Raw genomic sequence first — 18,191 nt, forward strand, 5'->3', positions numbered from 1 at the left:
CGGGCCTACTTGATGCGCGAGACGCGCACGCCCTGCTGGTTGTCGAATACCATCAGGTATCCGCCCATCGCGCCGCGCTGAATCTCGACCAGATCGCCGCGGCTGGGCGGACGATAGTTGCCGACGCTTTCGCTCATCAGCCATTGGTTGCCGTTTTCCAGCTCAACCAGATAGGTCCCGGGCTGGCGCTCCCGCGCACTCCTGACGCGGGTGGAGATCTGGCTGACGCCGTTGCTGGCCGGGTTGAAGCGTTCCGGGGTGCGGATGTCGTCCGAACCGAAGCCCGCGGGCCCGCGCGGCTGGATCACCGCGTTGCCGCCCGATGGGGCGGGCATCTGCCCCGGGATCGACGCGGGCGTTCCGCCGGCCGCGCGGATATTGTTGTCGTAGCAGGCAAGACGCGCGGTAGGATCGTCGATCTTGGCGCACTCGCGCAGGATATTGACGACGATCGTCTCGCTGACCTGCGCCGTGGCAGGCATCGCGGAGCCGGCGACGAGCGCAGCCCCGGCAGTGAGAACGGCAGCGCGAAGCGCAGAAGACATTTGCGGAAAACTCCCTCTCTTTGCCGGGCTTAGTGGCCTGCCGTGGGAATTGGCGCAAGCCCATTGCAGCGGATCGGCCGCAGGGGAATCACTCGCAGGCGCCAAGGGCCGTCCAAACTGGGAACTTGCCGTGACGTCAAAGAAACCTGCCGCAATTCTATAATTTATAACGGATAAATCAGTCGCCGGCAGCTTCCGTCTGGAGTGCTCCGCGCCGGAGCTGATCGGCTTCCATCGACTTGAACAGCGCGGTGAAGTTCCCTTCGCCGAACCCTTCGTCCTTCTTGCGCTGGATGAACTCGAAGAACACCGGGCCGATCGACGTCTGGCTGAAGATCTGCAGCAGCAGGCGCGGATCGCCGTCCTGGGTCGATCCGTCGAGCAGGATGCCGCGCTTCTGGAGTTCCTCCACTGGCTCCCCGTGGCCGGGCAGGCGGTCTTCGAGCATCTCGTAATAGGTGGCGGGCGGGGCGGGAGCAAACGGGGTTCCGCTGGCCTTGAGCCGGTCCCACACCTCGTAGAGGTTTTCGCTGCTCATCGCGATGTGCTGGATGCCTTCGCCGTTGAATTCGCGCAGGTATTCCTCGATCTGGCCGCCGCCCTTCTTGCCTTCTTCGTTGAGCGGGATGCGGATCTTTCCGTCGGGCGCAGTCATCGCCTTGCTGGTCAGGCCGGTATATTCGCCCTTGATGTCGAAGTAGCGGATTTCCCGGAAGTTGAAGATCCGTTCGTAGAACGCCGCCCAGTGCGCCATGCGCCCACCGTAGACGTTGTGGGTCAGGTGATCGATGATCTGCAGGCCCGCCCCGAAAGGATGGCGGTCGACATTGGGCTCCCACATGAAATCGATGTCGTAGATCGACAGGGCGCCGTTGCCGTCGGTTTCGTAGCGGTCGATCAGATAGATCAGCGAATGGCCGATCCCGCGAATGGCGGGGATGTTGAGTTCCATCGGGCCGGTCGGGACGTCGGCCGGTTCCGCCCCGCGGGCGAGCGCCTCGGCATAGGCCTTGCCTGCGTCGCGCACGCGGAAGCCCATGCCGCAGGCCGACGGCCCGTGTTCGGCGGCGAAGTAGGCGGCGGGGCTGCGCGGTTCGTAGTTGGCGATGAAATTGATCTGCCCCTGGCGCCAAAGGTGGACATCCTTGCTGCGATGCCTGGCGACGAGGGTGAAGCCCATCGCGGCGAAGGCCTTTTCGAGCGTGCCCTTCTCGGGCGCTGAAAATTCGAGGAATTCGAAGCCGTCGAGGCCGAGCGGATTGTCGAAGAGGTCGGTCATCGTTTCATTTGTAACCTTTTGTCCGACTTGCGACAAGCCTGCCATCGACAATAACCTGCCAACTGCCCACGGGTTTCGCCCGAAATCGCTTGAATCGCACCGTTAACTGTGATTCACACTAGGAATGAACCGCCCCCGGCATCAGCCTCGAATCCCGCGCGAAAAGCTGACCCAGCTTGGCGCGCTCGGCTGGCTGCTCCTGCTCGGCGGCCTCGCGCTTGCAGGGCCCTACGGCGTCCTGTCGTGGGGGGAGAACCTTTCGGTTCTCGACAAGCGCGAGAAGCAAATCACGGCGGTGGAAACGGAAAACGCGCGGCTGACCAATCTGGTCGCGCTGCTCGATCCCAATCATGTTGATCCCGATCTCGGCACCGAGCTGTTGCGCCGCGACATGAACGTCGCCCACCCCGACGAATACATCATCGAACTCGGCCGCGAATAGCTGCCTTTCCCGGTCACAAGTGCAACCATTTGCGGGCGTTGCCAGCGCGGCATTTGTGAGCCTATAGGCCGGGCGATGATGCCGCGCGCAGGCGGCGCCGATGAGAGGACGAGAGACCTTGGCAAAAGCCGCTAGTCCGCGTGCGAAGAAATCCCCGGCGGGTTCCAATCCGCCTTCTTCCGATGACAATTTCGTCCTTCGCAGCCTGCAGGACCAGTTGAGCGAGACGCCGCGTTTCAAGGCGAGCAGGGACCAGCTCCTCGGCTTCTATCAGCAGATGCTGCTGATCCGCCGGTTCGAGGAGAAGGCCGGCCAACTTTACGGCTTGGGCCTGATCGGCGGGTTCTGCCACCTCTACATCGGCCAGGAAGCTGTCGCCGTGGGCCTCCAGTCCGCCCTTACCGAGGGCAAGGACAGCGTGATCACGGGCTATCGCGACCATGGCCACATGCTGGCCTACGGGATCGAGCCCCGGGTCATCATGGCCGAATTGACCGGGCGCGAGGCGGGGATCAGCCGCGGCAAGGGCGGTTCGATGCACATGTTCAGCACCGAGCACGCCTTCTACGGCGGCCATGGCATCGTCGGCGCGCAGGTTTCGCTCGGCGGCGGGCTGGCCTTCGCCCACAAGTACCGCGGCGACGGCGGCCTGTGCCTGGCCTATTTCGGTGACGGGGCGGCCAACCAGGGCCAGGTCTACGAAACCTTCAACATGGCTGCGCTGTGGGGCCTTCCGATCGTCTTCGTGGTCGAGAACAACCAGTATGCGATGGGCACCGCGGTCAACCGCAGCTCGGCCGAGACCGAGTTCCACCGCCGCGGCACGGCCTTCCGCATCCCCGGTATGGATGTCGACGGGATGGACGTGCTGGCAGTGCGGCAGGCGGCCGAGATCGCCTTCGCCCATGTACGCGGCGGAAACGGCCCGGTGCTGATGGAGCTCAACACCTATCGCTATCGCGGCCACTCGATGTCGGACCCCGCGAAGTACCGCACGCGCGAGGAAGTGCAGGACCAGCGCGAGCACAACGACCCGATCGAACGGGCCAAGGCCGACCTGCTCAAGCTCGACGTGACCGAGGACGAGTTGAAGGAACTGGAGAAGGGCATCCGCGCGCGGGTGGCCGAAGCCGCCGATTTCGCGGAGAAATCGCCCGAGCCGGAGCCGTCCGAGCTCTATACCGACGTTCTGGTGGAGTCCTATTGATGGGCATCGAACTGAAGATGCCGGCCCTTTCGCCGACGATGGAAGAGGGCACGCTGGCCAAGTGGCTGGTCAAGGAAGGGGACACGATCTCGCCGGGCGACGTGATCGCGGAGATCGAGACCGACAAGGCGACGATGGAATTCGAGTCGATCGACGAGGGCACGGTCGGCAAGATCATGATCGCTGAAGGAACCGAAGGCGTGAAGGTCGGCACGGTGATCGCCGTGCTTGACGGTGAGGGCGAGACGCCCCCTGCCGCTCCCGCGCCCGCGCAGGAGACCGAGGCTGCTGCGGCGCCCGCTCCGGCAGCGGCACCCGCGGCTGAGAAGCCTGCGGCCAAGCCGCGCGCTGCCGACCCCGACATTCCCGCCGGCACCAACGTCATCACCGTCACCCTGCGCGAGGCGCTGCGCGACGCGATGGCCGAGGAAATGCGTCGTGACGAGCGCGTCTTCGTGATGGGCGAGGAAGTGGCCGAGTACCAGGGCGCCTACAAGGTGACCCAGGGGCTGCTCGAGGAGTTCGGCCCGCGCCGGGTGATCGACACGCCGATCACCGAATACGGTTTCGCCGGCATCGGCACGGGCGCGGCAATGGGCGGCCTGCGGCCGATCGTCGAGTTCATGACCTTCAACTTCGCCATGCAGGCGATCGACCACATCATCAATTCGGCCGCAAAGACCAACTACATGTCCGGCGGCCAGATGCGCTGCCCGGTGGTATTCCGCGGGCCGAACGGCGCGGCCAGCCGCGTCGGCGCGCAGCACAGCCAGAACTACGGCCCATGGTATGCCAGCGTGCCGGGCCTGATCGTCATCGCGCCCTATGATGCGAGCGACGCCAAGGGCCTGCTCAAGGCCGCGATCCGTAGCGAGGACCCGGTGGTCTTCCTTGAGAACGAACTGCTCTACGGGCGGTCTTTCGAACTGGCTCAGCTCGACGATCACGTGCTGCCGATCGGCAAGGCGCGGATCATGCGCGAAGGTACCGACGTCACCATCGTCAGCTATTCGATCGGCGTGGGCCTCGCGCTCGAGGCGGCCGAGACGCTCGCTGCCGAAGGGATCGATGCCGAGGTGGTCGACCTCAGGACCCTGCGCCCGCTCGACACTGCCACCGTCCTCGAAAGCCTCGCCAAGACGAACCGACTGGTCGTGGCGGAAGAAGGCTGGCCAGTCTGCTCGATCGCGTCCGAGATCATCGCGGTCTGCATGGAGGAGGGCTTCGACCATCTCGACGCGCCGGTCATGCGGGTCTGCAATGAAGACGTGCCGCTGCCCTATGCCGCCAACCTGGAAAAGCTCGCCCTGATCGACGCCAAGCGCATCGCCGAGGCGGCGCGCAAGGTCTGCTACCGAGGCTAGGCCGGGTTGCTCAACCGAGCGCCTCGTGCCGGTCGCACGAGGCGACGGGATCGGGGTCTGACGCGTTGCGCTGGTAGATCTGCGTCAGATCGCGGCTGTCGCGCACGTTGAACGCGCCGTAGACGTGGACCTCGGGGTCCTGCACGAAGACATCGCCGAACAACGGCTCGTAATCGTAGGAAATCTCGACGAAGATCACCGCATCGTCCTCGTCGTAGGCGGTGACCTTGTTGCCTGCCGGTCCCATGCCGTCGAAGGCCGACCCATCGAGCCCCGCGCCTTCCACGCCGTAGGTCGAATCGAAATCCTTCGCGCCCATGCAGCGTTGCCAGTGGATGTACTGCTGCTTGGTCGCGCTGCCGGGCACGACCTCGAGACTGCTGATAATCACCCGGCCATGATTGAACAGGTCGATGCTCGGCCCCGCCTGCAGGTCGGCGCCTTGGAACACGTCGTTGAGGTCGCTCTCGTAGATTCGCCGGTATTCGAGCATCGAGGTGTCGCCGATGCGCGACCCGTTGTCGGCGATCTGCATCGCGGTCTGGCTGATCTTGAGATGCGTCAGGGCCAGCCAGGCTACTTCGGTTCCATACAGGCCCGCGGTCATCAGCAGCGGCGCGGCGAGGGCGAACTCGGTCATCGCCAGCCCCGACCGGCTGCGCGCGATGCGCCGCAGGAGAGCCCGCATCGGCTTCACGTACAATTCCCCAACGTCGGCGCCGAGACGTTCTGGTCGGCATAGGGCTGGTTGCGCAGAACCGCGGAGCTTTGGGTCTGATGCGTTTCCGACAGGCCGATCAGGGCGCCAATCGGAAATGCCCGGGGATAGCTGACCCGCACCGTATACAGCACCGCATCGCGCGCCCCGCCGCCACCGGAGCGTCCGCGGTCCATGTCCCACGAATTGTTGCCGTTCACGTCCTCGAAAGGCTCCCCGGCGTCGCAGGCGCCGTTACCGTTGAGGTCGGAAAAGTCCTCCGGCGAGCGCACGTCGGAAAAGTTGCTGTACGCCTTGCGCTCGAAAGTCACCGTGGCATTGCCGGCGATGTTCTTGACCGCGGCCTCGACCTTGCTGTCCAGCGCCGTGTGATCGGCCCCCTCGATCGCCGAATTGCGCGCCGCCTTGGCGATGGCGCCCTGCAGGACAGAGGAGGTGTATGTGTTGTAGCCCATGTCGAACAGGCCAAGCAGCGACACCACCAATACGGGTGCAAGCAGCGCAAATTCGACCACGGTCGCACCGCACTCGTCCGTCCGGAGGCGACGCAGCGTCACTTGCTGAGCCTCAGGTCGCCGATCTGGCGGGCGATCTTCTGGAATGCCTGTTCGAGCGAAATTGCGTCGGCCGCCTCGAAATAGTGACCGTTCCCCGCGCAGGTCGTCAGCATGGGGTTGAGGTTCGTGCCGAAGGCGATGACCCAGACCGTGATGTTCTTCTTTTTCACCTCTTCGCAGGCAAAGGAGAAGCGCCGCTCGACAGTCTGCGTCAGGGTGAGAGGCGAGGTCGGCCTCCAGCGTTTTCCGTCGAGGCCCTCGATGCCATAGCTCGAATAGCTGATGTCGAGGGGCGCGGTCTGGCCATCGGTCAGGAAGATGATGTTTCGCGAGGTCGGCTGGCCGGCAAGGTCGGCGTTGTCGGGGGCAAATATCCCGGTCGGCGACAGCAGCCGTCCGCCCCAGATCATGCCGATGTCGTGGTATGTGTTTCCATAGGCGGACAGGGTGGAAAGGTAGCTGTCCACCTGGGCTGCCGTCATCGGGGCGAGCTTCTGGGCCTTGGCCGGGCAGGCGGCATAGCCGTGCCAGTTTGGGTTGAGATACTGGCTGTCGGTGTCGAGCGCCGCGATATTGAACAAGTTGGGCGCGGCGCCCATGCCGCGGGCGAAACTGAGGTCGGCGATCAGCGGCTTCCACAAGGTGGCGGGCCGGGCCGGGTTCGGAACGGTATCGATGTCCAGGTCCAGCGCGCGCGTCAGGTCCACGTTCGTATAATCGGTGATCTCGTAGGTATCGCGCTCTTCGATGCAGCCGTCCCAACCCACTGTCAGCGGGCTCGGACTGCCAGCGGTGCCGCCGATATTGAACTGCTTGGTCGGCGTCCCGCTCCACAGGAAGCGCGTGTCGACGCTGATCTTGTCATAGTGCCACAAGTTCGCGCCGAGCAGCGTTATCGGCTCGCGCGTGTTGTATTCCACGTCCTTCGCGAACCAGTCCTCCTGCAGCAGGTGTCCCACGTTCACGTTCGTCGAATAGGGGACGAACCCGAAGCGGATCCGCGTGGCCGGCGAGGCGGCGGCGCCGAGGGTGGCATGGAACGAGCGCACCACATCCTTCAGCGCTTCCATCTTGGTCTTGCTGTCGCCGGGGTTCGTGCTGTTCATCGACCCGGTGGTGTCGAGCACCATCATGACGTCGGTGTTCGACATCGACAGCTGTGCCCCGCATTCGGCGCGGAGCGGGATTTGCGTGTAACCGAAGATGTTCATGATGGTGGTGGGCACGACTACGGTCGCGATCCCCCCGATGGTGAAATCCGGCTGCACCGTCATGTCGAACGTACGGCTCTGCGTGCCGTAGATTCCATTGCCGAAGTTGACTTCGAAGAAGTTCTGTCCGGCGTTCCGAGCGTCGCCGCTGAGGACTCCGGCGACGATATTGCGCCCCATGCGCTTGCGTGCGGCGAGGACCCCGGCGTCGCAGGCCTGCTGCAGGCGGCTCTGCGCAAGATAGCCGCGGCTCACGTCGACGCCGCCGCCGACGATCGCCAGCAACGGGACCATCGCCGCGGCGATCATCGCCAGCGTGTTGCCGGCGGTATCACGGGCAAGGCGGGCGACGAACCCGTGGAGGGAAGGGTGCAGCTTCACACGGTCGCGTTACACCGTGCGGCGTAACGCAATGGCAAAGCGAACTGGTTAATTTGTTACCGAATGCTGGTGACACACTCAGCTGGTGACGAAGACCGGCCTCGAATAGGTCATCGTGAAGCCCTTGAGACCCATCTCGTCGAAGAGGGTCGGCATCGTGGCCGTGACAACGATGGTCTTCTCGACCGCCCCACCGACCCTTTGGGTGGCGGCATTCGTCACGACGACCGTTCCGCCGCGCAGCTTGTACGCGGGGCCCGTGGCCTGGGTCGTGCCCCAGGTACCGATCTCATCGTTGGTCGGGACGGTGCCGCCATTGGCGAATTCGACGACGGTATAGCGCGCAACGTCCGCCGATACCGACCGCATCGCATTGTAGTTCTGCATCCCGGTGCCGACATGCAGGATCGCGATCAGGCTGCCGATCAGTACGGGAGCCAGCAGGGCGAATTCGACCGCGGTCGAACCCGAACTGTCGCGCAGTATCCGGGGCAGGAATCGCGCCATCATGCCACCTGGGCCGTCCTGTCGACGGTGATGACCACGTTGTTGCCCACGCCCCATTCCACCCACTTGGGTACGTAGGTGTAGGTCAGCTGGGTGCGCACATAGATCCATTCGACCCCGCTGCCGCAGGTACCCGCGGTGGCAGTAGTCGTGGCGGTGGTTCCGCAGCGGTAGAGGAACGAGACCGTCACGGCGTTCCCGGTCAGGCCCGTCGACGTGCGCAGGATGGCTGCGATGGTATCGAGCTCGGCGGTCGTTTTCGGCTGCTTGGCCAGGATGATGGTTTCGGCCTCCGCCGCGGCGGACTGCAGTTCGGCGCGCTTGGCGACTAGTTGACTCGCTTTCACGCCGCCAAGGCTGAGGGCGAGCAGGACCGGCAGGGCGAGGGCCGTTTCCACCGCCATCGCGCCGCGCTTGTCGCGCAGGAAGGTTCGCAACCTGCGCATCAGGCGACCAGCTTGACCGCCTTGGAGGTGCCGCCGATGCTCATGGCCGACGCGCCGGTCGTGACGCAGAAGTTGCTGACCGAGAAGTTGCCGGTCAGCTTGATCATGTCGGCCGCAACCATCATGCAGCTGCCCGACGCGCTTCCTGCGGTACCGTTGCCGTTAAAGGTCATGTCGCGCTGCGGCATGTAGAGAATGCCGTTGAGCACCATCTGGGCATTGCCGTTGATTGTCATGGCACTGGTAGAATCGGGATCCCAGATCAGCATGCCGGCCATCTTCGCGGCATCTTCGGTCGAGTAGCCGTAGGTGTTGATGAGCATGGATTCGGAAATGCCCGACAGGTTGACCGTGGAGTCCGCATTGACGTGAGTGCTGCCCGAAGCGCTGGTCAGCACGAACATCACCCCGCCGGTGCCCGTCACGGACTTGTTCTGACCAAGATCGAACAAGCCGTCCACGAAATAGACCCCCGGCTCGAAGACCGTGGCGCAGGTAATGTGGAGTGACGGATAGATTCCGGGCGACAGGTGCACCTTGCCGTCGCTCGCCGGGGTGGTGAACGGGATGATGCTGTTGATAGTGTCCTGCGTGCTGGTGAACGGGATGCGCCAGACTGCCTGATTGCCATTCTGGTTGTTGACCTTCGTGGCCGTACCCTGCGCCGGAGTGGTTTCTGCCTGCAGGCCAATTGTAGTAGTCGACGTCACCGAGCGGTTCGCGAAGGCGACCGGAGTGGACCAGCTATCGGGAAGATATCCCGTGCCGGTGTAGTTGTTCTGCACCGTGCCGTTACCCGCGTTGGCGCCCTTCTTGTACACGTAGGTCGTGTGGGTCCTGGTCGTGCCCTCTGCCGTGTAGGTGGTGCTGGCCGGAGCCGCCACCGGACAAGTGGCGGGATATTCGTAGTTGGGTTGACCCACCCGGCTGGGGGCGGAAATGCCTTCGTACGGGTTGGCCAGGCCTTCCTGGTCTTCGTAGATCGTGCCGTTGTTCGAGTAGCTGTCTTCCACGCCGCCGGTCGCCACGATGGTGCCGAAGGGAATGGAGCTGTCGCCGGTCTCGAAGATGGCGCTGCTGTCGTCGGACAGCGAACCCAGCCCGCAGGCGGCCGTTCCGTTGATCGAGTTGCCCGTCTTGACCGCCTGGCTGTTGTGCGGATTCAGGGCGAGCATGCAGGCCGTGAAGTTGACGCCGCCGGTATAGGTGGCCTGGGCGCGCACGTTGATCACGGTCGACGCCGACTTGAACAGACTGGAGAAGGGCAGGCGCTTGGTGGCCGAGGCGGTCACCACTACGCTGTTGTTGGCCGTGGCAGTGCCGAATATCGCCAGGCTGACCGAGGGGCCATTGGCCCCGTCGAACGACGACACGGTGGAGACGTTGGCATTGTATTCCTGCGTCGCGCGGGTCGAGTAGGTCGCCCGGGTCGAGGCATCGCTGCTAGCGCGGGCATGCGCCCCGGCGAGCGCCGCCTGGTCGACGGCGAACTGCAGTTCGCGTTTCCACATGTACCACTGGGCCGCGTCGGTCGCGAGACCGGCGCTGCCGATCAGCGCAGGCGCGCCCATCGCCATCATCATCAGCGCGTTACCGCTGGTATCTGCCAGCAGCCGCTTGAAAAACGGGCTCTTTTTTTCGTGCATGCCCCTGCCTCGCATTGAAGTTCGATCGATCCTGCACTTCGTAGGACCATCATGCTGACCACTCCGTATAAGGATAAGGTAAACGCCGCGTTGACCATGCCCCGCGTGACGCCGCGGTCCGCTTGACACAGCGCGGAGGGCCCTGCGTAAGGGCGCGATGAGGGATGCGCTCGCGGAGGAATTGCCCGAACCCCAGCGGCTTGCCTTGGCGCATGCGACGGCGGCCACGCGCCCGTATTTCCTGGCCTTTTTCACGCTCGACGCGCGCCTTGGCGGGATAGTTCGCCGTCGGGTGGAGCCGATGCTGGTCCAGATGCGCCTCGCCTGGTGGCGTGAAACGCTTGAAGGCCCGGCGGTTACCTGGCCGCGCGGAGACCCGCTGCTCGAAGCCTTGGCGGGATGGCGTGAGCCTGCGGCCCTCGCCGGCTTGGCGGCCGGGTGGGAAAACCTCCTGTCGGACAGGCTCGACAGCTCCGCAATCGCGGCTTTCGAGGAAGGGCGACAGGCCGCGCTCGCGGCCGTGGCGCGCGAGGTTGGCGCTGGCGCTTCGGCAGAGGCGACGGAAGCCGCGGCGAGGACCTGGGCTCTTGCGGACCTGGCAGCGAACCTGTCCGATCCCGCCGAGCGCGCGCAAGTTGTTACGCACGGCTTGCCAGTTCAAAGAGAAGCGCTTCCACGCAGCCTGCGGCCCCTGGCGATTCTCGCGGCCCTGGGGGGCAGGGCGCTCGAGCGCGGAGGGCGGCCACTGCTCGAAGGGCGGGGTGCCGCGCTGGTCGCGTTGAGGGTTGGCATGTTCGGCCGCTAGGCTATGGTCGGGGCATGAACAGGGTCGTTCTGGGCGCCATGGGGATGCTTGCGCTGCTGGGCCTCGGGCTCTTCTGGCTCGAAGGGCGGGCCGAGGTCGAGCGCGGCGCGCCGCCGCCTGTTGCCGCGCCCAGCGAAACCCCCACGGGCCTGCCCAGCGCGGATGTCGCGGGCCTGACGGGACCCGCACCCCCCGAACAGACCGAGCTAGGCAAGGAAGAGCAGCGCTTCTTCCGCTACGATCGGGACCGAGACCGTCTAATCACGCGCAACGAAATGCTTTCGACCCGCACCGATGCATTCCGCAAGCTCGACAAGGACGGCAACAATCTGCTGACTTTCGAGGAATGGGCGGTCGCCACGGTCAACCGCTTCGAGGGCGCCGATGCCGACGCCAACGGCAAGCTGACCCCGGCCGAATTCCGCACGACCGCGCCCAAGCCGGCCAAGAAGCCCGCCTGCCGCTGCTAGGCAGGTACAGGCTCCAGCTCAGCCAGCCATGCCCCGAAGTCGGCCTTCGCCCGCCCGGTGTAGGCTTCCTTGCGGGCCTTCTTGTTGACGTCGGGCAGCGGCGGAAACAGTCCGAAATTGACGTTCATCGGCTGGTAGCTGTCGGCTTCGGCATCGCCGGTAATGTGGGCCAGCAGGGCACCCATCGCGCTGGTGCGGGGCGGGGCAAGCCAGTCGCGCCCGGCAAACTCGTGCGCCGCCATCATCCCGGCAAGCAGCCCGACGGCCGAGCTTTCGACATAGCCTTCGCATCCGGTGATCTGCCCGGCGAAGCGGATGTGCGGCGCGGACTTCAGGCGGAACTGCCGGTCGAGCAGGGTCGGCGAATTGAGGAACGTGTTCCGGTGCAGCCCGCCAAGCCGCGCGAACTCGGCATTCTCGAGCCCCGGGATCGTGCGGAACAGGCGGACCTGTTCGGCGTGTTTGAGCTTGGTCTGGAAGCCGACCATGTTCCACAGGGTGCCAAGCTTGTTGTCCTGCCGCAACTGGACCACGGCATAGGGCCAGCGGCCCTGCGGAAACTCCGGCGTGGTGTCGCGCGGATTGTCCAGCCCGACCGGCTTCATCGGCCCGAACCGCAGTGTGTCGACGCCGCGCTCGGCCATGACCTCCACGGGCATACAGCCGTCGAAATAGGGCGTGTCGGCTTCCCATTCGCGGAATGTGGTCTTCTCGCCCTCCATCAGGCCTTGATGGAAGGCGAGGTACTGCTCCCTGGTCATCGGGCAGTTGATGTAGTCCTTGCCTTCGCCGCCGCTCGGATCGACCTTGTTCCAGCGGCTTTGCATCCAGCACACGTCCATGTCGATCGTGTCGAAGTGGACGATGGGGGCGATGGCATCGAAGAAGGCGAGCCTTTCCTGCCCCGTGGCGCCGACGATGCTCTGCGCCAGTGCCGCCGCGGTGAGCGGGCCGGTGGCGACGATCGTGAGGCCGGCATCCGGCAATCTGTCGATCCGCTCGCGCACGATCTCGACCCCGGGATGTGCCTGCAATTCGCGCTCGACCTCATCGGAAAAGACATCCCTATCGACCGCCATGGCCGAGCCTGCGGGCACGCGGGCATTTTCCCCGGCGCGCATGACCAGCGAATCGAGCCGGCGCATCTCGTCATGCAGCAGGCCGACGGCGTTCTTGTCGCTGTCGTCGGAGCGGAACGAGTTGGAGCAGACGAGCTCGGCCAGACCCTCGCCCTGGTGGGCCGGAGTCGTGTCGCCGCCTCCGCGCATTTCCGACAGGCGCACCTTCACGCCCCGCCGGGCGAGCTGCCAGGCCGCTTCGCTTCCGGCCAGGCCGCCGCCGATTACATGGACATCGTAAGACATTCTCAATGCGCCTAGTGCTTGAAGCCGCCCGGCGCAAAGTCCAAACGCGCGCCGGCGAGGGGAAGGGACCGAATGCCGAAACGTGCGCTGATGGAAAAGAGGCCGATCCTGCTAGCGAGCCTGGCCGCTTCGCTCATTTATTTCGCACTGCGCCTTTCGCCGGTCGTACCCGAGATGTGGCTTATCCCGCTCAAAGGCGCCGGGGTCGGGCTGCTCGCTCTCTACGTCATAGCAAGGGGGTCGGGCGGCGACGCGCGACTTCTCGCGCTGGGCCTCCTGATTGCGGCGCTGGCCGACATGGCGATTGACGTCGACCTGTGGGCCGGGGCCCTGCTGTTCATCGCCTATCACGCCGCGATGATCGTGCTCTACCGGCGCCACCCGCGCGAAGCGACCAGCGGCAGCCAGAAGGGCCTGGCGCTCGCCATGCTGATCCTGACGCCCGCGATCTGCTGGCTCCTGCCCGTCCAGCGGGGCGAGGCGCTGCAGGCGGCAATCTACGGCCTGGCCGTGGGCGCGATGGCGGCGTTCGCCTGGATGAGCGCCTTTCCACGCTACCGGGTGGGCGTGGGGGCAGCGCTGTTCCTCCTCAGCGACCTACTGATCGTGGCGGGCAGGGGGCCCCTGATGGGTGAGACCTGGCAGGAATTGCTGATCTGGCCGCTGTATTACCTCGGGCAGTTGCTGATCTGCCTGGGCGCGATGCAGCGCATCGGGCGGACCGACAGGGACGCCGCGCCGGCGGTCTAGCGGGCGCCGCGAGGGGCGGCGCCCGCCAGCGCCTAGCCTTCGTTGTCTCCGCTGTCGTCTTCGCTAGCGTCCTCGATCCCGTCGTCGGGCTCCTCGTCGCGGGTCGCCGGGTTGTCGGGGGTGACCACCGCGCCGCTTTCGCGGGCGATCATTTCCTCGGCGATCGCTTCCTCGGCAGCATTTTCCGGCCCTTCCTCTTCGTCCAGCCGCACCGCGCTCACCACGTGTTCGCCTTCGGCGACGTGGAACAGGCGGACGCCGGCCGATCCGCGCCCGATCACGCGCAGCGACGAGAGCGACAGACGGATCAGCTTGGCCTGGTCGGTCACGAGCATCAGTTGTTCGGCCTGGGTCGCCGGGAAGCTCGCCACGACGAGGCCGTTGCGGGCGATATTGTCGATGTTTGTAATGCCCTGGCCACCGCGCCCGGTACGCCGGTACTCGTAGGCCGATGACAGCTTGCCGTAGCCGTTCGAGCAGACGGTCAGGAGGAATTGCTCCCTTTCCGCCATCTCGGTGAAGCGATCGGCCGGCAATTCGGGCTCGCCTTCCTTCTCGGCCTTCCACGGGGCGAAGCGCAGGTACTGCTCGCGTTCGTCCCCCTGGGCGCCGACCCGGTGCAGGATCGAGAGCGAAACGACTTCGTCGTCCTTGCGCAGCTTCATCCCTCGCACGCCGGTGCTGGTGCGGCTCTGGAACTCGCGCACGTCGTCGCCCGAGAAGCGGATGGCCTTGCCCTGGCGGCTGGCCAGCAGCACATCGTCCCCGGGCTCCAGCAGCGCGACACCGATCAGGCGGTCGTCGCTCCCATCCTCGAACCGCATCGCATACTTGCCGTTGGTCGGGATGTTGGAGAAGGCGTCCATCGAGTTGCGCCGGACGTTGCCCCTGGCCGTCGCGAACACGACGTTGAGCGCGCCCCACGTGTTCTCGTCTTCGGGCAGGGGAAGCATGGTGGCGATGGTCTCGCCTTCGTCCAGCGCCGGCAGCAGGTTGACGATCGGCCGCCCACGCGTGGTCGGTCCGCCTTCAGGCAACTTCCAGACCTTCAGGCGGTAGACCTTGCCGGCGGTGGAGAAGAACAGCACGGGGTTGTGCGTCGAGGTGACGAACATCTCCATCACCGCGTCCTCGTCCTTCGTCGCCATGCCGGCGCGGCCCTTGCCGCCGCGGTGCTGGGCGCGGAAGGTGGAGAGCGGGGTGCGCTTGATATAGCCGTCGAGCGTGACGGTCACGACCATCTCGTCGCGCTCGATCAGGTCCTCGTCGTCGAGCCCGTCCCACGCCGGTGCGATCTCTGAGAGGCGCGGCGTGGCATAGGCCTCGCGGATCTCGGTCAGTTCCTGCCGCATGACGTCGTACAGCAGCCCGCGGTCGCCCAGGATGGCGAGGTAGCCTTCGATCGCGACCGACAGCTCCTTGAGCTCGTCGCCGATCTCGTCGCGGCCCAGCGCGGTGAGGCGATGGAGGCGAAGCTCCAGGATCGCACGCACCTGGCGGTCCGACAGGCGATAGGAACCGCCAGTTTCCTCGGCATCGGGCTCGATCGCCTCGACCAGGCGGATGTATTGCGCGATGTCGCCGATCGGCCATTCCTTCGCCAGCAGCCGGCTGCGGGCTTCGGCGGGATTGGGCGCGCTGCGGATCATCGCGACCACCTCGTCGAGGTTCGACACGGCGACCACGAGGCCAAGCAGGATGTGGGCCCTGTCACGCGCCTTGTTCAGTTCGAACTTGGTGCGCCGGGTGATGACGTCTTCGCGGAAGCTGACGAAGCTTTGGATGAAGTCGCGCAGCGTGAGCGTTTCGGGGCGGCCGCCGCGGATCGCCAGCATGTTCGCCGGGAAATTGGCCTGCGCCGGGGTGTGCCGCCACAACTGGTTGAGCACGACCTCGGGCGTCGCGTCGCGTTTCAGGTCGATCACCACGCGCACGCCGCGCCGGTTGGATTCGTCGCGGATGTCGGAGATGCCCTCCACCCGCTTGTCCTTGGCCGCGTCAGCGATCTTTTCGACCAGACCCGCCTTGCCGACCTGGTAGGGGATCGAGGTGAACACGATCGACTGGCGGTCGCCGCGGCCGCTCTCGATCACGTGGCGCGCACGCATGATCACCGAGCCGCGCCCGGTGGTATAGGCGGCGCGGGCCCCCGCGTTGCCGAGGATCAGCGGCGCGGTCGGGAAATCGGGGCCGGGAATGATCTCGAACAGTTCTTCGGTGGTGATCGCGGGGTTTTCGATGAAGGCGAGGCACCCGTCGATCACTTCGCCCAGGTTGTGCGGCGGGATGTTGGTCGCCATGCCGACCGCGATGCCGCCGGCGCCGTTGACCAGCAGGTTGGGGAAGCGGGCGGGGAGGACCGAAGGCTCCTGCCTGGAATCGTCGTAGTTGCCGACGAAATCGACCGTGTCCTTGTCGAGATCGTCGAGCAGCGCGTTGGCGACGCGTGCCAGGCGACTTTCGGTATAACGCATGGCGGCCGGCGGATCCGGGTCCATCGAGCCGAAGTTGCCCTGGCCGTCGATCAGCGGCACGCGCATCGACCATGGCTGCACCATGCGGGCGAGCGCGTCGTAGATCGCGCTGTCGCCGTGCGGGTGATATTTACCCATCACGTCGCCGACGATGTTGGCGCTCTTGCGATAGGGCCGTCCGGCGACGTAGCCGCCTTCCTGGGCGGCGTAGAGAATACGGCGATGGACCGGCTTCAGCCCGTCGCGCACGTCGGGCAGCGCGCGGCTGACGATCACGCTCATCGCGTAATCGAGATAGCTGGTCTTCATCTCATCGACGATGTCGATGCGTTCGTAACCGCCGGGAATCCCGGACGGGGAATCGGTAAGGTCGGTGTCGTCGCTCACTTGCGAAAATGGCCTGTTCTGTTCTGGGGCTCTGGCGTAGCCAAATCCTACGGGATGGGGGCTGGGGAGGCCAGCGCCGTGCCCTGTAGATGGTGTCGAAAGGCCCGGTTTTCCACACTTCCCGGCGAATTTCCGCCGTAGCCTAGCTGACCCGGCGCAAACGGCGCATTCAATTTCGGTTCACGCCCGCGACGCGATAACCGGTTTGCAAATTTCGGCGTGTCCCGGCACAGGCGGGCGCGCGAAAAGTTGGGCTGTGTACAAGGCCCGATCAGGTTCACAGGAGAGACCCTTTATGTACCGCAAGTCCACTCAGCATGCCCGCCGCTTCGGCTCGCACGTTGCCCTTGCGCTGGCGCTTGCCGGCGGCGGCGTGCTCGGTTCGGCCGTGATCGCAACGCCCGCTCTGGCGCAGAAGAAAAAGGAAGAGGTCAAGGAATCGAAGCCGACGAATTCGAAGGCTTTCGCTGCGGCCTACACCCCGCTCAGCGCAGCCGTCACTGCAGGCACCGACCTGCAGGCCGCCAAGGCCATGGTGCCGGGCGTTCAGGCGACGATCGAGACCAATCACGACAAGTACCTGATGGGCAACGTCATGATCTCCCTCGGCGACAAGCTGAAGGATGTCGCGCTGCAGGAGCAGGGCATCCAGCTGATGCTCGACAGCGGCGAGGTTCCGGCCGACAAGCTGGGCCAGTTCCACTATTACATCGGCAAGTTCGCGCTCGATGCCAAGGATTTCCCCAAGGCGCGCGCCGCTTTCGAGCGGTCGGCGGCGGCCGGCTTTGCCGAGGGCAATCCCGAAGTCGTCATCGCCGAAACCTATTTTGGCGAGAAGAACTATCCCCAGGGTTTGAGCTATCTCGGTGGACTGATCGAACAGCGGAAGGCTGCCGGGCAGGAAGTTCCCGCCGCCTGGTACCAGCGCGGTCTGGCGATGGCCTACGAATCCAAGGTTCCCGAGCTCGGCAACGAGTGGGCCAATCGCCTGCTGAGCAACAGCACCGACAACGACAGCTGGCTGCGCGCGTTCACCGTGGTCGGCACGCTGAACAAGGTCGACGAGCAGGGCCAGCTCGACATGCTGCGGCTGATGAGGCTGACCGATACGCTCAAGGAAAAGTACCAGTACCAGGAGTATATCGACACCACGATCCGCAACGGCCTGCCCAGCGAGACACTGGCAGTCATCAACTACGGCGTGGGCAAGAGTGCCTTCGGCACGAGCGATCCGGTCTACCTCAGCGCCAAGGAAGCGGCCGATCCCATGATCGCCCGCGACGCGCGCGACATTCCTGGCCTCGCCAAGGATGCACAGGCTGCCTCCACGGGCCGCAACGCCAACGGCGCGGGCAACGCGTTCTACAGCCTAGGGCGCTATGCCGAGGCTGAGGCGATGTACAAGCTGGCGCTCGAGAAGGGTGCGCCCGATGCCGACCTGACGCGCACGCGCCTCGGCATGGCGCAGATCCAGCAGGGCAAGCTGGCCGAAGGCAAGGCCACGCTTGAGCAGGTCGGCGGCACTCGCGCTCCGATCGCCGACCTCTGGGTCGCCTATGCCAACGCGAAGTCATCGACCGGCGCCTGATCGCGCGGTCGGTTAACGAAAATGGCGGCGCGGCAACTTCGGTTGCCGCG

17 protein-coding genes are annotated in these 18,191 nt (G+C 65.2%); 7 read left to right on the forward strand and 10 right to left on the reverse strand.

The genetic code is table 11. From position 1 onward, the window contains the following. Positions 1 to 5: 5 nt before the first annotated feature. On the reverse strand, positions 6 to 545 hold the full coding sequence (locus ACWPMZ_RS06865) for a hypothetical protein (protein ID WP_455703262.1): 540 nt from the start codon (positions 543 to 545) through the stop codon (positions 6 to 8). A gap of 178 nt (positions 546 to 723) precedes the next feature. Beyond that, the gene (hppD, locus tag ACWPMZ_RS06870; RefSeq protein WP_455703263.1) at positions 724 to 1,824 is read right to left on the reverse strand and encodes a 4-hydroxyphenylpyruvate dioxygenase; all 1,101 of its coding nucleotides are present in this window, start codon (positions 1,822 to 1,824) and stop codon (positions 724 to 726) included. A gap of 124 nt (positions 1,825 to 1,948) precedes the next feature. Between hppD and ACWPMZ_RS06875 the strand changes: the two genes are divergently transcribed. The 3 genes from ACWPMZ_RS06875 (at position 1,949) to ACWPMZ_RS06885 (ending at position 4,837) form a co-directional block, all read left to right on the forward strand. Further along, on the forward strand, positions 1,949 to 2,266 hold the full coding sequence (locus ACWPMZ_RS06875) for an FtsB family cell division protein (protein WP_455703264.1): 318 nt from the start codon (positions 1,949 to 1,951) through the stop codon (positions 2,264 to 2,266). A 100-nt stretch (positions 2,267 to 2,366) separates the two neighbouring features. Next, complete coding sequence (gene pdhA, locus ACWPMZ_RS06880) at positions 2,367 to 3,473, forward strand: pyruvate dehydrogenase (acetyl-transferring) E1 component subunit alpha (protein ID WP_455703265.1); 1,107 nt, start codon at positions 2,367 to 2,369, stop codon at positions 3,471 to 3,473. Next, positions 3,473 to 4,837 carry a pyruvate dehydrogenase complex E1 component subunit beta gene (locus ACWPMZ_RS06885; RefSeq protein ID WP_455703266.1) on the forward strand — a complete coding sequence of 455 codons (1,365 nt, stop codon included), beginning with the start codon at positions 3,473 to 3,475 and terminating at the stop codon, positions 4,835 to 4,837. Before pdhA ends, ACWPMZ_RS06885 begins: the two co-directional genes overlap by 1 nt. 10 nt (positions 4,838 to 4,847) lie before the next feature. On the opposite strand, the gene ACWPMZ_RS06890 is transcribed toward ACWPMZ_RS06885, so the two are convergent. The 6 genes from ACWPMZ_RS06890 to ACWPMZ_RS06915 all read right to left on the reverse strand — a co-directional run bounded on the left by ACWPMZ_RS06890 (position 4,848) and on the right by ACWPMZ_RS06915 (position 10,303). Beyond that, positions 4,848 to 5,534: a TadE/TadG family type IV pilus assembly protein gene (locus ACWPMZ_RS06890; RefSeq protein WP_455703267.1), complete on the reverse strand. Its 687-nt coding sequence runs from the start codon at positions 5,532 to 5,534 to the stop codon at positions 4,848 to 4,850. Next, entirely contained in the window at positions 5,531 to 6,112 is a 582-nt protein-coding gene (locus tag ACWPMZ_RS06895; RefSeq protein WP_455703268.1) for a TadE/TadG family type IV pilus assembly protein, read from the reverse strand. Before ACWPMZ_RS06895 ends, ACWPMZ_RS06890 begins: the two co-directional genes overlap by 4 nt. Continuing rightward, positions 6,109 to 7,704, reverse strand: a complete 1,596-nt coding sequence (locus tag ACWPMZ_RS06900; RefSeq protein ID WP_455703269.1) for a pilus assembly protein TadG-related protein — start codon at positions 7,702 to 7,704, stop codon at positions 6,109 to 6,111. The genes ACWPMZ_RS06895 and ACWPMZ_RS06900 overlap by 4 nt, the downstream gene beginning before the upstream one ends. Before the next feature lie 78 nt (positions 7,705 to 7,782). After that, the gene (locus ACWPMZ_RS06905; protein WP_455703270.1) at positions 7,783 to 8,214 is read right to left on the reverse strand and encodes a TadE/TadG family type IV pilus assembly protein; all 432 of its coding nucleotides are present in this window, start codon (positions 8,212 to 8,214) and stop codon (positions 7,783 to 7,785) included. Beyond that, positions 8,211 to 8,657, reverse strand: a complete 447-nt coding sequence (locus tag ACWPMZ_RS06910) for a TadE/TadG family type IV pilus assembly protein (RefSeq protein ID WP_455703271.1) — start codon at positions 8,655 to 8,657, stop codon at positions 8,211 to 8,213. Before ACWPMZ_RS06910 ends, ACWPMZ_RS06905 begins: the two co-directional genes overlap by 4 nt. Continuing rightward, positions 8,657 to 10,303 carry a pilus assembly protein TadG-related protein gene (locus tag ACWPMZ_RS06915; protein ID WP_455703272.1) on the reverse strand — a complete coding sequence of 549 codons (1,647 nt, stop codon included), beginning with the start codon at positions 10,301 to 10,303 and terminating at the stop codon, positions 8,657 to 8,659. The genes ACWPMZ_RS06910 and ACWPMZ_RS06915 overlap by 1 nt, the downstream gene beginning before the upstream one ends. Before the next feature lie 157 nt (positions 10,304 to 10,460). Between ACWPMZ_RS06915 and ACWPMZ_RS06920 the strand changes: the two genes are divergently transcribed. Together ACWPMZ_RS06920 and ACWPMZ_RS06925 are read left to right on the forward strand one after the other, a co-directional pair. Then, positions 10,461 to 11,108, forward strand: a complete 648-nt coding sequence (locus tag ACWPMZ_RS06920) for a hypothetical protein (RefSeq protein WP_455703273.1) — start codon at positions 10,461 to 10,463, stop codon at positions 11,106 to 11,108. A 14-nt stretch (positions 11,109 to 11,122) separates the two neighbouring features. Continuing rightward, on the forward strand, positions 11,123 to 11,578 hold the full coding sequence (locus tag ACWPMZ_RS06925; protein WP_455703274.1) for a hypothetical protein: 456 nt from the start codon (positions 11,123 to 11,125) through the stop codon (positions 11,576 to 11,578). Here ACWPMZ_RS06925 and trmFO read toward each other — a convergent pair. Beyond that, the gene (trmFO, locus tag ACWPMZ_RS06930) at positions 11,575 to 12,942 is read right to left on the reverse strand and encodes a methylenetetrahydrofolate--tRNA-(uracil(54)-C(5))-methyltransferase (FADH(2)-oxidizing) TrmFO (protein WP_455703275.1); all 1,368 of its coding nucleotides are present in this window, start codon (positions 12,940 to 12,942) and stop codon (positions 11,575 to 11,577) included. The genes ACWPMZ_RS06925 and trmFO overlap by 4 nt on opposite strands. 72 nt (positions 12,943 to 13,014) lie before the next feature. Between trmFO and ACWPMZ_RS06935 the strand changes: the two genes are divergently transcribed. After that, on the forward strand, positions 13,015 to 13,692 hold the full coding sequence (locus ACWPMZ_RS06935; protein ID WP_455703276.1) for a lysoplasmalogenase family protein: 678 nt from the start codon (positions 13,015 to 13,017) through the stop codon (positions 13,690 to 13,692). A 32-nt stretch (positions 13,693 to 13,724) separates the two neighbouring features. On the opposite strand, the gene gyrA is transcribed toward ACWPMZ_RS06935, so the two are convergent. Then, positions 13,725 to 16,553, reverse strand: coding sequence for a DNA gyrase subunit A (gene gyrA / locus ACWPMZ_RS06940; protein WP_455703277.1), 2,829 nt, complete (start codon positions 16,551 to 16,553; stop codon positions 13,725 to 13,727). 295 nt (positions 16,554 to 16,848) lie between these two features. On the opposite strand from gyrA, the gene ACWPMZ_RS06945 reads away from it, so the two are divergent. Continuing rightward, positions 16,849 to 18,141, forward strand: coding sequence for a hypothetical protein (locus ACWPMZ_RS06945; RefSeq protein ID WP_455703278.1), 1,293 nt, complete (start codon positions 16,849 to 16,851; stop codon positions 18,139 to 18,141). Positions 18,142 to 18,191 lie beyond the last annotated feature (50 nt).

The sequence above is a fragment of the Tsuneonella sp. HG222 genome (assembly GCF_053819185.1).